Source organism: Paraburkholderia sp. GAS348, from assembly GCF_050434205.1.
GTDB lineage: Bacteria > Pseudomonadota > Gammaproteobacteria > Burkholderiales > Burkholderiaceae > Paraburkholderia.
Genome location: NZ_JBNPVT010000002.1, coordinates 392,787 through 408,427, shown reverse-complemented (window position 1 = coordinate 408,427; position 15,641 = coordinate 392,787). Strand labels below are relative to the sequence as shown.

The window sequence follows — 15,641 nt, the reverse complement described above, 5'->3', positions numbered from 1 at the left end:
GGGTTGACTGCTGCGCCAGGGATTGATGCCCGGCAGGGGTGAGACGCGGGGACGCGGCTCGACGCGCAGCGCGAAAGCCCGCTCATGACGCGTTAGCGGCGGGAAGTGACCGCCGCTCAAGACGGCGATTCTGATGCGTTCACCATCGCCACGGGCTTCCACGCAGACAGAGCCGCAGCGGTGCTCGACAGCATTCGCCACCAGATTGACATAGGATGTCAAGGTTACTTTTACGGTAGATAATCAAGAAATATTTGCCTTATACTGGGCGCAAAAACATCAGTCAAAAGACGTGCCCACGCTATGAACCTGAACATGGTGCTCGAACAGTTGCGCGATCCCTACCAGAAGCAAGCCCGGATTTTTCCTGGACTACTGACGGTGTTGCCGCTTCTCGTTCCCTTGCTCTGGATCTTCGGGCCCAAAAGTCCAATCCTGACCGCCTTGGTCGGCCTCGTAGGTGGCTGCGGGGCAATCTATGCGCTTGCCAGTGTCGCTCGCGGGCGCGGCAAACGACTCGAGGAGAAACTCGTTAAAGGTTGGGGCGGGATGCCGACGACGCTGATTTTGCGTCATGGCGACCGCTTTCTGGACAGCGTCAGCAAGAAGCGTTACCACGATGCGATCAGAACGAAGCTCGGTATTACGGTGCCGACGCCTGAAGAGGAAGCGCGCGACCTCGTTGCCGCAGACGACGTCTATAAAGGCGCAACGCGTTTGCTGCGTGAGTTGACTCGTGGAAAGGCCAATGCGCTATTGCTCAAAGAGAATATTGCCTACGGTTTTCACCGCAACATGTTTGCCATGCGACCGATCGGCGTGCTCACGTGTTTTCTGGGAATCCTGTTAGGACTCGAGCTGAGTAAAGCTCTCCAGTTTCATCCCCTTGCTTTTGACGTACTGAACCTTGCAACACCAGGCCCAAGTGGCGGCATAACGCTTGTGGTTTCCATTGCATTGCTTTTTTTCTGGGCGCATTTTAACGAGGATCAAGTTAAGCGGATTGGGTACGTCTACGCCGAGCGCCTTTTTGAATCGTTGAATTCGCTGCCGGAGAAGGGCCAGTCCGTTTCCGGTGCCCGGGCGAAGAAGCGAGCCGATTCCGTGGTAGATGGAAAACCCGATGCGCCGAAAGCAAGAAGAACCAGATCCGCCAGTTCCGCAGGGAATGGCTCCAACGGGGAATCAGATAAGTGAAGTGCGAAATTGAATTTCTACCCGTGGGTGATGCAAGCCGCGCGGGCGATTGCATTGTTGTCCGTTACGGGGAAGAAGACAGCTACGAACTGATGGTCATTGACGGTGGGACAGTTGATAGCGGGAAAAATCTGGTCAGGCATCTTCGCGCGCACTATGGCAATGATGTGACGGTCTCGCATGCGGTTTTGACTCATGCGGATGCAGATCATGCTTCTGGCATGCGCGAGCTATTTGCTGAGATCAGAGTGGAAAAGCTTTGGATGCATATTCCGTGGCGACTCGCCTCGGAAGCGAAGCACCTGTTCGCGAGCAAGAACTGGACAAAGGAAGGGCTCACGAAGGCCATCAAGGATGAATACGACATCCTAAGCGAGATACTCCGCATGGCGTGGGATGCGGGTACCAAAGTCCAATACCCGTTCCAAGGCAGTCGAATCGGCCCGTTTACAGTGCTATCGCCAAGTAGGCGGCACTATCTCCATTTGCTACCGCAGTTCGACAAAACTCCGGATCCCGACAAGGAAGCAATTGAGACAGCGGGATTTTGGCTGATTCAAGCGACGAACGATGCTCTGGGTAAAGCCCTCGAGGCCGCTGCCAGTGACACGCAAAGCTGGATTGAGGAAACCTGGCACGAGGAACACCTCCGGGATGGCGCGTGCACGTCAGCCAGCAATGAGGGCAGTGTCGTCCTCTATGCCAACATTGCTGACGGCAGGAGACTCCTGCTGACTGGCGACGCGGGCGTGTGTGCGTTGTCATGGGCAGTCGAGTATGCCAAAGCGAACAGCTTTCCGCTACGAAGCTTCAGTTTCGTGCAGGTTCCTCACCATGGCAGTCGGAGCAATGTAGGGCCAGCCATCCTGAACGAACTAATCGGCCCTGTGCAACCGGAAGGGACGCGGACGTTTACCGCGTTCGTGTCCGCTCCAGTAGACGACAGCTCACATCCGAGAAAGATGGTGCTCAATGCATTCATTCGACGCGGTGGCCGGGTCCATGCAACGCAGGGAGGCAAGCGGGTGCATTGGGGCGGATTTGCACCAAGGAAGGGGTATGGACCAATTGAAGCGATCAAGCTGAGTTCGCTCGTCGAGGAGTATGACTGACCGCTTGCCGGCTCTCTGATTGAGCGGTAATCACTTGAAACGACTCATGCGGAGAGAACGTGGCAGGTCTTCCGGTTCATGACGGATTACTCCAGGTCTTTGACGTCGAGCATGGAGCGTGTGCGCTGTTAACGGTTCCGGTTCCGGGCGATGGATGCCGGCGCATGCTCATCGATTGCGGGCACAATTCGACGACGGGCTGGAACGCTGGCTCCCACCTGCGCAATCTCGGGGTCTCATACCTTGAGCAATTCGTCATCACCAACTATGACGAGGATCACGCCTCTGGGCATCCGTACCTCGCTCAGAATGGTGTCAATGTCGCCTGGATGCTGAGAAACCCGACGGTGAGCGCTCAGGTCGTCAAGACCCTGAAAACGGATGATGGGATGGGGAAGGGCATCGATTCGCTCGTGAACGCCCTTGGTCACTATGCGCTGACGCCATTGCAGGTAGTTCCGCCGGATTTTCCCAATGTGTTCGTCGAGTGGTTCTGGAATCCATACCCGTACTTCACTGACGAAAATAATCTGAGTCTCGTTCTGCATCTCAAGATTCACGGATTTTCATTTCTATTTCCGGGAGACCTGGAGTGCGCTGGATTCAGGCACATGCTGAACACCAACCAGCGATTTCGCGAAGTCGTGGGCGGCGTACACATCCTGGTCGCGTCGCATCATGGACGGCAGAACGGCATTTGTCCTGAAATGTTCGACGTATGGGGATGCCGCCCGAGACTCGTCGTGATCTCCGATGACTACAAGCAGTTCGACACACAGGAGACGGTACAGTACTACGCGAGCAAGTGCAGCGGAATATCGGACTTCAGGCGTCCAGGCAATGTTCGGCGCGTTCTCACGACTCGCTACGATGGTGAGCTTATCTTTACATTTGCGAGCGGCAACTGCTACGTTTCCTGATTGGACCACGAATACAGTGGTAACTGGGAGCGGAACTTAGGCCGTAAGCCGCGAAAGAAGCAGGAGGTAGAAGCATGAATCGGTGCGTGCGGCGCGTCCGCGGTGCCTGCGTCGGCAAGGGAACATGCTTCGGCGTCGCTGCGCGGCATTCATCCTTGACACAAACAAAAAAGGTCCCCTGAATGATCATTGCAAAAAGTGTGAGCGACCGGAATCTCGCAGCTGGCGAGAGCGTTCGCGTCTGCAGCTACAACGTGCGGCATGGAGACTGTACGTTAGTCGAATACGTCCGCGACGACACCGTTCAGTTTCGTTTGCTCGTTGATGCGGGGGAGCGTTTGCCTCAGACACTGGTCACCCATCTTGCGGAAAATCCACGCAATGACGGGCGTCCGGATATCGACGTGGTGATGTTGAGCCATGTGGATAACGACCACCAAGGTGGCTTGCCGCAACTTCTTGAGGGAAAAATTACGATCGGCGAGTATCTCGGACCTTGTCTTCCGGCCTTTCGTCGTCTTGCATGGCTCTTCGCTGACCGGGTGCGCAATGCGGTCGAGCGGGCACAGGAATGGGAGGACGCCCTGTTAGCCGCGAAGGTGCCCGTTTCCTATCCGTTCGAAGGCTATTCCTCAAGGTTTGTGAACGGTCGCGTGGTCCTTTCCATTCTATCGCCGGCTTCGCGACTCATCGAAGCCTTGGCGCTGTCCGACGGTGAAGAACTGGGCAACCTTTTGATGCGAGCGCCATTACCGAGCGAATGGCTACTGGAAGCCGACCTGAACGATACCCGCGATGAAGGCGACGACTTTGCATTCCTGCGCAGTATCTTTCGCACCGGATCGTCGGCTTCGCCCGACGATTTTGCTACAGGTCTGCCCCGCCCAGGCGCACTGGATGCAGATGCGGTCCGGAGCGCGAATACGCATGAAAGCGCGCAGCGCCTCGACCCCGAATTCTTCGGGAATCACGTTCTCAACGATACCTCACTCGTCGCTGTTCTAGACGTTCATCTTGGAGGCGTGCATCGAAAGAGGATTGTTCTTGCGGGAGACCAGGAAAACTGGTCCTACATTGCTGCGAAGCATCCTGTTGGCCTCGGGATAGACGTATTGAAAGCACCGCATCATGGAGGCAAGCTGTTCATTGAGGGACGTTCTGATGCCCAAAACGACGTATATGCATGGCTGAGGCCTCGCAGCGTCATGGTAAGTGCCAGCGGTCGACACGGTCTTCCGGAACTCAACTTCCGGAACGTGGTTCGATCGATCGGAGCATCGCTCGTTTGTCCAAACGTACGTCGTGTGGAAACATTAGCCGGCGCGCTGCCTGCAGCTAGTGACATCGATTCATGTTTTTCCGTCTTCCAGTGCGAGTCTTCTGTTGAGAAGCGGCCGGTCACAGTTCTGACATTGACGGGCAGCAATAGCACGGCGGACGCCTATGCCTGCGTTCAGGGGTTAGGCGATCAGGCTTTCACTCCTATCGTCGTTCTTAACCAGAACGTTACTTCGCCCAGTGAATCGTTCGTCCGATGGACGCAGGGTGAGCTGGAAAAGCACAGCAACTGGATTGCGAAGCAGCTCAAGCAAAGTCATAAGGACTTTCTTTCGAGGCTAACAAGCTCGACTAATCCGCAGCTCGCCAAACTGGACCATCGGCTTGAACGCTGGACAGACCTCGCGATTCTGGCACGCAAGGATGGTCGGCATGCCCTTGTAGCGGATCCGGGGCCGGTATTGCGATTCGGTCGCCGCCACAGGAAGTTCTTTGTGGCGCAATCGGAGTGCCGCAATGGCCGCACATCTGATATCTACCGGATGCCTTCAAAAGCCGATATCGACGACACGATACGATGGGTAAGAGGAATTCCAAAGATTTATGTCCATTCGAATCCTGCCGCTGAGTCGGTGTACGCGCGTGACGCAATAGCGGTGCTGAATTCGTGTGATTGGGATATGTTGGCGGCGTTCATTGCCCTGCGTACGGGGTTGCCGATGGACGTCATTCTCGAAGAGATCGTTCCGCTTCTTGTTCCAGTCTTCGCTGACGAGTTCACAGCTCGGCTGTGTTCCACATATTACAGACACTCAAGGTGGACCAAAGGCGCGGCGACAATATGTTTGCGCAGGGACAGCGAGGAGGAGGGGCAGTTGAATGTCGACGAGTGGCCTGACGACATAATATGCGAACCGTACGCGGAATGGACTGGATCCCATTTCGAAAAGGTGCTCAAAATGGCTGAGCGCGATGCCCTCATGCTCAACCTCGCGTACAGGCATAAGGGTCAATGGACCACCTACTCGCACATGCAAGGGTTTCTTGAAAAAAATCGGTACTCTGGGAAAAGTGAGTTTCCCGAGGCGTTCGTGGAGGCGTTACGCCTGACGCCCTGGATCCCTGTCTGGTAGGACCGTGCACGTTGCCGGACGGTCTCACCACGTTGGGCTCCGCAAGCCGCTCTTTTCATGCTGCCAGGAGAGTTGCGTGGAATACGGCCCAAAGCCTTTAGTCGTAGGCAATGGCTTGCAGGATACGGACGTCCTCCTCACCGATAATCAGCTGGACGGCAGGAAGACCGTCGTCGAGCATGCCATGGGCGAGGTGTGCCAGCTGTACGAGATCTTCACGGCTGGGCGACGCCGAGCAACCGGGCGGGTGGCTGTGCCATTCGCCGATGTATCCAACCACGCCATTGGTTCGTCGGTGCGCTTCGGCGACGGCATCTGCAACTCCTGCCGTTCCGCGTTTGAATGAAGTCGGCGTTGAGACGCTGTCGGGCGGCGCCGACAACCCGGCGACTACCACGGCGGCGCCGACGTTGAAGTCGTAGTATCCGAGTAGGATGCCGCCTGTCTCATTTGGGAATGCATCCTTTCGAAGGGAGCGCAGTTCAGCTTCAACTCCGGTGTCGATGTACAGCTTGAATTCGTCGAATATCAACTGACGCTCGGAACACACGGGCACGTCGTATGCCTGCACGGAACCGCGTTCGGGATCGCGTTGCCAGATCCGGATTTGGCTATCTTTGCGCGCAGATAGAAGAACGACCTGTTCCGCCAAGGTGCCTGCCTGTGTGGCAATGCGCCAGTACGGCATTGCGAGCGAGATGTCGCGACAGCTATTGCCGCTCCAGAACGTATCCGTGTTTGTTTCGAGGTGATCGCGTCCCCAGTCGTTGTTAATTATCGCCCGGTAGTATTGTGCTTCAAGACTTCGCAGACGCACTGCTCTGGCGGTATCTTCCATGAGAAGAACGGCACCGTTGCCATCTGGGGTGACAAAAGCCGAAGCATGGCGCGCGAATGCGTCAACGGAGCTCGCTGCACGCGGATATTCGAGTGTCGTCGATACGTCGATGACCAGCTCGCTTGCCGAAAGCGCCGCAGAGAGGGCCTGGTTGCCGAAATCGAGAGCGTTGGCATTTAACGGTGTGACTGAAGTCGCTTCACCCACGGCAGCACGGTGCAGCTTCGCTGCCACGTCCACCTTCTGATGACCAATGTGCTCATCGAGCGCTACGTGACGAGTCAGGTTATGCGGCTTCACATGGTCATTATCGATTACGGTCCACGTGCCCCAGCCGGCTCGGCCCCACAGATTGAGCATCGCGCTGCCGAGCGACCCCGCGCCGATTAATACAGCTTTCGGCCCGGCGCTATCGACGCCCGATTGACGGCGAAATTGATCCGCGTCGTTTTTCTGGAGAACTTCCATCGGCAATATGGCTTGCGCTCTCCAGATGCCTGTATCCGCGCCTCCGCCCAGGTGCGGGGCGTAGGTCCCATTTGCGAAGGTGAGCAGGCCAATGTTCACTCCCAGATCGAGCACGCTGACGGGTATGAAGAAGGCACGGTGCCCTATCGCCTGCGGTTCGCCGCCTTCGACCCGACAGATTGGAATGTGAAGCAACAAGACAGTCGTTTCTTTATTGGCAGGTTTATTCTGCGCGCGACCTCCAACGCGATCGCGAACCATGTCCTTCAAAAGAGAGGCGAAATCGACCCCTCGCTGCCCGAGGATAGTATCGAGTGCGCCTAACGTGTCGGGGTCCCGCGTGATTGCGCCGTGGACGACTGGGGGCAATTCAATTTCGATGGGGGTAATGTTTCCCTGAGGCAGATCGGCCGCGACTGGTATGGGTACCAGTTCGCAAGTCAAGCCTTCGTCCGCGCGAATTGCTTTCTTGTTCAACCCGAAGCGGTGCTCGCCACTGTTGCGTAGCTCGTCGTAGTTCCTGGGCAGAACAAGCTCGTAGTTGCTGGAGAAGAACAGATGCTCGACCGGCTGATCGGCGGGGTGCAACTCGTCTCGAGCGCTGCGCGCGAGCCACCACTGGATCCGGCGAAGAAATGCTTCCGGTGTCCAGGTGCGCAAGACGGAAACAGCTGACTCGAAGTATAGGCAAAGGCTTGCGGGGCCCTCGTAGTAGCCGTGGTTTTGATGCATGAGCACCGGGAAGTCCTTGCGCAAGGCAAGAACCTCCACAAGGTCGGAGGGATTGTCGCTCACGCAAAGAGCGACGCGTTCCCGATACAGAATCCCATGCGGGTTATCTGGGGGTACGTCGTCGGTTTCCACGTCCGCGACGAGGCACTCGAGCTGATGCCCATCCGGGCTGGTAGCGCGCAGCACCTTGATGAGCGAAAAGTCGCGGGAACGTTCGATTGCGCGAACCAGGGACTTTGCGCGCGGAATGGCGGGTTCTTCGTCAGCCTGCAGTTCGGAAAAACCCGGGAGTTCGTGATATTCAGTCACACGCACCTGCGCGGGGCGGAGATGAGAGCACCAATGCAGGAGCACCAATTGATGTCGTTTTCTTCCAGCTAACGCCGCCCCGACCGATCTCAAAGACGAGCGGCTCGGGCTTGCGTGCATTGGGCTCTTCCATGGTAACCACGAATTTGCGGCCCTTTACTTCGCGCAGATACCGTTCGTAAGCCTTCCGGGCCTGGATGTGGGGCGGCTGAATTTGCGTGTAAGACTCTTTCACATCCGGAATCGGTTTGCTGCTGCTCACAATATAGGCATCAGGTTTTCCCTGCCGGAGCAGATATTTGACAAGCTCTTTCGGCTCGGTTTCCGATTCCCCTTTCTCGCCGTCTTCAGTCAGCGCAAGATAACTGCAGTGGTGGGGAATGTTAAACAGGTTCCATCCGAGTCGATCCCCGCGCTTGTGATACAGCGTCGTGCGCACGATGTCTTCGAGGTCTTCAGCGCAGCTGTCACCGACCTGCAGAAAGTCGTAGCGCTGGCCGTCGGCATCAAAGCGGACGTTGAAGACCAGTGAAGCGGAATTGCGTATTACGTCGGAGCCGTCGTCGCAATGCTTGATGAAGGGTGAGTGGCAGAAGAACTCCACGTTGTCACTCGCAAGCGAGAACCCCGGGACGAGTGTGCCGGCGTCCACAAACAGATGGTCCCGGGCATCCGGGCGTTCGCCACGCTCCTTGAGCTTGGGCTCAAGCCATTCCCGGAGTGCCTCCGGCTTCGAAAAGACGAGGATGCCCTGTCCATTCAGCAACCGATGACGGGCCTCCTGGCGCAACAGCACGTACTCTTCCTTCTGGTGGTCGTTGTCGGCCTCTTCCAGCAACATCGCAGCAGGTACCCACAGCTCCTTGATCTTTATCCGGCCCTCGCCATGGTAGATTTTGGCATGCTGGAGCTCGAAGAATTCGGTGCTGCCCTGAATGTGATCGAGATCGGCGTGCGTAAAGGCCACTACGTCGAAATAGTCACGGCCGGCGTCCTTGAGCTCCTTCTTCAGGGTCGCTTTCAGATCGATCTCCGGTGTGTCCGGATCCTCGGCATTGCCGCGATGGCAAAAGTCGAAAAGCACGCGGCGACCGTTGTCGAGTATCACCTGGGCAGTATCGCCATTGGCGACGCCATAGAATTTCACGAAATGCGTTGTTGTCACTGTGGCCTCTTCATAGCGTGCTGGAGGCGCCTATCGAAATCCGGAGTCCTCCTTATTTAAACTATATGGGCTAATGGAGGAAACGTCAACCACAAGATATTGTGGTCTCTCCGAGATTATGAAATGTTATTGTAATGTTTGAGCGTAAAGGTTCCGTCGCCCGCGAACCGGTCCCGCGAAACGGGCGACGGACGTGCGCGAGCCGGTTTCCCGCATGTCCGGCACGTGGAATCGGATGTGGTCCAGGCTTGGTCTACGAAGAGGCTCGCAGCGAGAACGCCTGACACAGGAGATCCTCACGTACTCTGTTCGCGGCGGGCAGCAGCAGGTCGACGGCAAAGTCGATATCGGATTGCGCGAGGCGCTCGGCGTTGCGCAGCAACTGGATCAGGCAACGAAGAGCATTATCGAGCCAAGCCACGAGGTCAAAGCGTTTTGAGGTGTCAGCAATGAGACCCGGAATTGCCCCGTCCAGCATGTCCGATCGAAGTGTCAGCTTTCCGGCGATGTATCGTCTTTCTCCTTCGCCGCCTAGGCTTAGGAACCGCAGGACGAGTTGCAAAACATTGGTGGTGATTTCTCGCTTAACGGGTACCCCCAACTTGTCGAGGTAGAAATGCCCCTGAAGATGCGTGCAGAATTCGATCAGTTCAGATACGGTGCGTGGCGAATCGAAATCCCGTCGCGGCAGAAGCGCGTGGGAGTCGATATGCAGCTCGAAGGGCTCGACAGGAGGGCGAACCTGGGTCCGCCTGAACCAGCCTGTGCGGGTTTCAGGCGCTTGCGTCTGCTTCGCCCAGTCATTTGCCCAGCCCGCGAAGGTATCTACCAGCCACTCATGTGCATGCTCGACGTCCCAATATCCAGCGGGGCCGACCAAGCTGCTGTCACCGGGCGTAACCGTCGGCGGCTGCCAGATTAAGAGAAGACTGTCTTGTTCCCACTGTAAAGCCATCTCGCCGTCTGATACCGCGTTAAGCACGAGGTGATGCACTGATGCCGTGGTTTGCCTGCTGCTCGGGTTATAGATTTTCAGCAGGCCTGCGCTGCGGTCGAAAATGTGTCTTGATGTGTCGCCCTTCTCGAAATCATGCGTATTTGCGAAATCCAGCATCGCTCTCCAGGCGTCACGACTGACGCGCGCCACCACAAAACCTTGTTCATCGTGCGTCAAACGAGGAAACCGGAGAAAGCGCCAATATTTTTCAAGTTCATTGGCAGCCTGCAGGAAGCCTTCCCACGCTTTGCAAAGAATCCAGTCCAGGTCCTGAACTTCTTCGGTGTTTAGCGTCAGCCGAACACCGTCAGCGGAAAGAACGTACCGTCCAGGCACGGCACTTTGCTGTGCGTACGGCCGCTCATCGTGCTTCATCGTTGCCCATACTCGCCATTGAGCCCACGTGAGGAGTGTCTTCGCGCTAATCGCAAAACTGATTCCGCTGAGGTCCGCACGTGCAAACGTCAGGATTCCACCAAAATGGGGGAATCTCTCGCAGGGGAGGTTGACGTCAAGTCGAGTTGTCACCTGTTCAAGAGCAAGCTGATTCTCGAACTGCCCGACGAAGTGTTGTCTGAATTGCGATGGATACATTCCCGATGGCGACGCCGGGTCGCAGAATCGTCGCGCGCACTCAACTCCGAAAAATCGCGTGACGATTGCGGGCCGCGTGCGCAGCAAATCGTTCAGACGAGCGGAATCCCACAGCTCTGCCTCAATGTTTGCGACGATAAGCCGGTTGTATGCGTTCGTCCAGGCATCCACTGCAGCTGTCTCTTCACCCAGCGTTGTCGTCGTACAAAATATGTATTTGCTTGTGGAGCTAGCCTTCGGACCAATCAGGAAATCGTTGACTGCCTCTTCTATATTTCCGGCTGTCAATCGCCGCACGCGCTTACACTGAGCGACGATGTGCTTCTGTGCACCGATACGGTATGTGACGATATCGATGCCGTACTGATCTTGCCCCGGTCGTCCGTACTGTACCGCCTGACGAACCTTCTCTTCACCTCCATCGTTGAGGATCTGTGCGCAGAGCGCTTCAAAGCGTGGCCAAGGGATATTGGCGAGAGGCAGTGAGGTAATCGGCAGATCATCAACGACCACATCTACCAGCGCGGGTGGGCCGAGCAGGACATCCAGTGATATTTCAACTGCGGTTACGTGCTGTTCTCGTGCTCCAGGTCTCTTACGATTGCGCGATCTTGCTTCGCCGGGATTTGCACGCCTTCGTTTTGCTTTAGGTGACGAGTCGATGATGAATGCCATATTCAGGTTGTTGGAAAGACAAGCGTGCGTCTTCTAGTCCCAAGAGGCTGCCCATGCACATCGTCTGTTGCGTCGAACTATACGGGTTTCGCCGCTTATCGAGTCGGACACTGCGCGAACAACAGCATGACCGACTGACCCGAAATCACACGCCAGGATTTGACGTTGCTCGTGCTACTGTGCCTCCCTGGCTCACACTTCTTAAGTGTTCTGTCAATCGTCGTCGTTAGACTTTGCGAATCGCACCTCGGGCAGAGGATCGTCTCGCGCGGATTCCAGAATTATGAGAAGGCCGTCGTCGGGCTTCTCGCTTCGCTCTAAGATATCCCGCGCCAGTCGGACACACGCGGCGCGAACGGACGATGCGCTAACCGCTTCGCGGCTCCCATACTGTATGCCAGCATAGTCCCTCTCCTCAAACAGCACAGGGATGCTGTCAGTCAAAACCGCTATCTCTTGCGTGTCGAGCCAACCGTTGTTGTGCATCTGTCGCGCGGTCCACAGCAGTGCGGCCAAACCGGCGGACCTGCCGGAGGCGAGCACGTAGATCATATGGCGAATCAGATTCGTGCAGCTGTCTGGTCCGGCAATTTCTCGCCACGTCAGAAGAGCATGTGAGGCGTAGGCGACAACATTGGCCTCGCGGTCGTGAAGTCCGTGCCGGATTTCGGCCTCGATTTTCTCTTTCAGATTCGCCGCGCATTGATAAAAGTATGTAAGCCCGATCAGGGCCGAAAATGCTCCGACCTTTGAGTAGAATGAGTAAAGGCGTTCGAAGCGCTCCTCGCTCAAGGCGTTACTGTCGAGAGCCGGTACGATGGAGCGCGATAGCACCTGGCCAATGAGAACGCCGCGCTGTTTCCTGTCACGGCTGGCAAGCCCCATCTCGTCGCTGGTTACGGGTTCGGGGCGCCACTGAACGAGCTTGTCGAAATACGCCATTGCCTGCTTTGCAGTGGGACGTTCCCGTACGGCTTTGTCGATTGCCGCATTTGCAATTGCTGCGAGCAGCGCAGGCTCAAACAATCTATCGTCGGTAATTCCGAAGAGAGCCTGTCTGATGCGTGCCCCGGTAACGTCCGGGTTCGGTGACGGCAACTTTAGCAAAACGTATAGAGAAAGGCCGGTCGTCGGTAGGGCCTCAGCTTCCGCGCCACCTGGCCAGATTGAACCGGCAATTTTCTGTAACTCCGCTTCCAAAAGAAAATTGTGCTCGACCAGAGGCAGGAGTCGCTCTAACGCGGGGCGGCTTGTCACGGAGCAGGGGGTAATACGCTCGATGACTTCATCAATTCGCCTGTCAAGCGCCGCGTTGGGGGTTCGTTTCCCGGGAAAGGAGACGACAGGATTGGGCCATTCCTTGAATGACGGGCCATCGATCTCGGCGTGAAGCGGGAAAAGTAGGGCGTCCAGCAGCAGGTCCCGGTGTCGTTCAGCAGGAACGCTGCCCAAGGTATATTCAACCAGATGCTCCAGTACGTCGAATAGCCAATGGTGGCGCAGTTCTTTTGTTTTGCCGAGCTCCATGGCTAGCCGGAATATGTCCATGGCGTCGGTGGGCGTCGCCCGTATTGATACGCGTGCCAGAACTTCTGCAAGCACCCGCAAGCGCGAGATGGAGCTTGACCCACCTCGCTTCGTTACCTTGCTAACCCAATATCGAACAGCCTGCATGCACTGACGTCGGAGCTGCTCTGCTTCTTTCGAGGGGATGCAGGCCATTCGGATACGAGAGAAGGTTCTCTTCAGCGAATCCGACGTATCGCTGTTCGCAGCGCGGATCGAAAGCGGGATTTTGTAAATATCTTCGAGGTCGTCAAGGCGCGTCATCGTGGACGCGGGGGCAGCCAGAAATCCGACGCCATTCCACCGCAGTGGCATGCCGGCGCTAAGCGACACGCCTTCAAGCAAAAGCAGGGGGTGAAGGTCCCGGTTGATCGTAACGACGCCCGAATTGTCCTTGAACATGCCGGGCTCGAATGCCGCGTCTATCTGGTTTCTCTCGTTCTGCTCATCAAGCTCTTTGGCGATTCGTTCCTTTATGTCATCAACGACGTCTGCCGGACTACACCTTGCATCGTTGTAAATCGATGGGAAGCGCTCGAAAGGGACGCTGCCCTTTGACATCTGGGTTCCGCGAAGGAGCCAATGAGCCCATGCCAGCCGCGAGAATACGTGGATGGAGTTTCTGTCGTTTCTGTGCTGAGACAGTAATTCGCTATACGCTTCAGCGAGCAGCTGCTCCCCTTCCTCGAAGCGATTGACATCGGCCAGGAGTGAAGCTTTCCGCATTTTCCATACGGGGTCAGTAGCAACAATATCGTCAGCAAATTTTTCGACTGAGGCGTAGTCAAGGCGATCGCGGGCGGCGATTGCGCGATGGAAGCTGAGCTCTGATGTGATCGCGGGCCAGTGTCGCGCGTTGGCCTGCAATATGGCGGTGGTCTTTTCTTCTATCGCTGTTGATTCTTCGCTGTCAAACCACCGCGTATCTTTAAGCAGCTTGAGGGCAATCTCCATCTGCTGCCTTATTGTCAGCCCGTTTGGTTCGGCTGGATCACATACCTTGAGCAGTTCTTTTGCGATCCAAGGCAAGGTGACCTCGAATGTCACACTGCGACGCCATGCGATTTCATACAGGAGCCTCGCCCTGTCGTCCGGCTCGAGCTTCGCGATGTTGTGTACGTTCGGAAAAGGATCACTGATTTGCGCCCCAATCTGGAAACGCACAGATGAGGGGCATACCAGCCATCCGGGATAGGACTTTCGGTCTGCCTCAAGTGTGGGAAGCTGCTGTTTTAGCAAAGAGGCGCCGTACTCGGCGTCGCGAATGGCACGTGAAGCGTCCTCCGCAGACGTCCCCGTCCGATGAAGATTGATTGGCTCCCATTCCGAGGCGGACTTCGGTTCGAGCCGCTTCAATGCGTCCAGAAACAATTCAGTTGCCTTGACGTGCTGGATATCCCGGTCGTCATAATCATCAACGAGCTCGGCAAGGTCGATGGGCGCAATGTTGATGGACTCCAGATATTTGCGCTTTGCTGAAGTAAGCCTCAGCGGTCCTGCAAGGTATATGCGACGTACATGTGTTGTCAGCCGGTCGCGTACCCATCCTGCCCATTGCAGAAAATTTGGGTCATCACCCGAGAATCCGAGCAGGCACAACTCGTTTTCGACAAACACCTGACGCGCGAAGTTGACGAAGGTTGCATATTGCTCGGGGTATCTCCGGTAGTCCTCTTGCGTGAACACCAGCTCGTCGGTGATGTTGACCGTGCCATGCAGTTTCACTATCCGGGGTGAGCGCGCACTCGAAAGTTCCTCCTGACGACGAACGACATTGTAGACCTGTGTATGTACGTCTTGCGCCGCGCGTTCAAGCAATGTGTCCCAGTTGGTCGTCAATACCTCGGACCACGGCAGCTCAAGAAGGGACTTGTAGAGTGGGCCTGGCGTCCACCCAAGGTCGTTGATTTCCTTCGTGATGAGGTCGTGCAGGTTCTGCTTTCCGAAGTAGGCCGAATACACTTCCGCGAGACGGAGGGGATCCATGGCGGCGCTCTCTTTGAGTTCGCCGGCCAGAAGTCTCGAAAAGTCGCCCCAGAGCGAGAGTTTCTTGTCAGCATCTCCTGTCGTCGCGGCGCCCCGGCTGAAGCCAGCGCCAACCATAACGGCCGCGCCGTGGAATGCATTGTCAAGTTGCCACAGTGCCGACGCGAACTTCTTCAAGGCGGCGTAATCCGGCAGGTCTTCGATTGAATTGTTTTCTTCGTTATTCATCTTGGGATGTTTGATGACATTCGGATCGTCTTGGGTATCGTACACCCGGTATTGGTGGTGCTTGTCGCACCGAGTTGCTTGCCCGCATGGTTACTGGCCGGTCGTTGAGATGACGGTCGCACGAGATCGATGGGCTCGAAGGGGCTTGAGATTTTAGAGTGGACTAGGGGGCCTGCTGGTTTCGCGATGGATAGGCGCACCCCTTCAATCGGCCGTTTCAGGCATAGCTTCGCCGACGGGATCATCGGATAGATCACGAATTCGTAGTTGTCGCAGTGGCGGCATGTCGGTCGCAAGCGAACAGCTGACTGGGCTAATCCGTATTCGGCTGCGACCTTGCCCGACGGCGCGGTATTGCGCGTGGCACGGCCGGGCAAGAAACGCAAGTGCAATTTCCGATCCCGGCTCCACTGAAGTTGCACAATTTCCACATATAGTGTATT

At 56.4% G+C, this 15,641-nt stretch carries 8 protein-coding genes; 4 read left to right on the top strand and 4 right to left on the bottom strand.

Features of this window, described 5'->3' with window-relative positions; all coding sequences use genetic code 11:
- Positions 1 to 303 precede the first annotated feature (303 nt).
- The 4 genes from P3T22_RS04800 to P3T22_RS04785 all read left to right on the top strand — a co-directional run bounded on the left by P3T22_RS04800 (position 304) and on the right by P3T22_RS04785 (position 5,640).
- A complete protein-coding gene (locus tag P3T22_RS04800) occupies positions 304 to 1,197 on the top strand; it encodes a hypothetical protein (RefSeq protein WP_429324345.1) in 894 nt (297 codons plus the stop codon).
- Entirely contained in the window at positions 1,194 to 2,309 is a 1,116-nt protein-coding gene (locus P3T22_RS04795; protein WP_429324344.1) for a ComEC/Rec2 family competence protein, read from the top strand. Before P3T22_RS04800 ends, P3T22_RS04795 begins: the two co-directional genes overlap by 4 nt.
- A gap of 59 nt (positions 2,310 to 2,368) precedes the next feature.
- Complete coding sequence (locus P3T22_RS04790; RefSeq protein ID WP_429324343.1) at positions 2,369 to 3,229, top strand: ComEC/Rec2 family competence protein; 861 nt, start codon at positions 2,369 to 2,371, stop codon at positions 3,227 to 3,229.
- 182 nt (positions 3,230 to 3,411) lie between these two features.
- Positions 3,412 to 5,640: an MBL fold metallo-hydrolase gene (locus tag P3T22_RS04785; protein WP_429324342.1), complete on the top strand. Its 2,229-nt coding sequence runs from the start codon at positions 3,412 to 3,414 to the stop codon at positions 5,638 to 5,640.
- 97 nt (positions 5,641 to 5,737) lie between these two features.
- Here P3T22_RS04785 and P3T22_RS04780 read toward each other — a convergent pair whose 3' ends face one another.
- From P3T22_RS04780 to P3T22_RS04765, 4 genes are all read right to left on the bottom strand, one after another.
- Entirely contained in the window at positions 5,738 to 7,987 is a 2,250-nt protein-coding gene (locus P3T22_RS04780) for a ThiF family adenylyltransferase (RefSeq protein ID WP_429324341.1), read from the bottom strand.
- Positions 7,980 to 9,152, bottom strand: a complete 1,173-nt coding sequence (locus P3T22_RS04775) for a hypothetical protein (protein ID WP_429324340.1) — start codon at positions 9,150 to 9,152, stop codon at positions 7,980 to 7,982. Before P3T22_RS04775 ends, P3T22_RS04780 begins: the two co-directional genes overlap by 8 nt.
- A 253-nt stretch (positions 9,153 to 9,405) precedes the next feature.
- Positions 9,406 to 11,418 carry a restriction endonuclease gene (locus P3T22_RS04770; protein WP_429324339.1) on the bottom strand — a complete coding sequence of 671 codons (2,013 nt, stop codon included), beginning with the start codon at positions 11,416 to 11,418 and terminating at the stop codon, positions 9,406 to 9,408.
- Between the two features lie 213 nt (positions 11,419 to 11,631).
- On the bottom strand, positions 11,632 to 15,243 hold the full coding sequence (locus tag P3T22_RS04765) for an SIR2 family NAD-dependent protein deacylase (protein ID WP_429324338.1): 3,612 nt from the start codon (positions 15,241 to 15,243) through the stop codon (positions 11,632 to 11,634).
- Positions 15,244 to 15,641 lie beyond the last annotated feature (398 nt).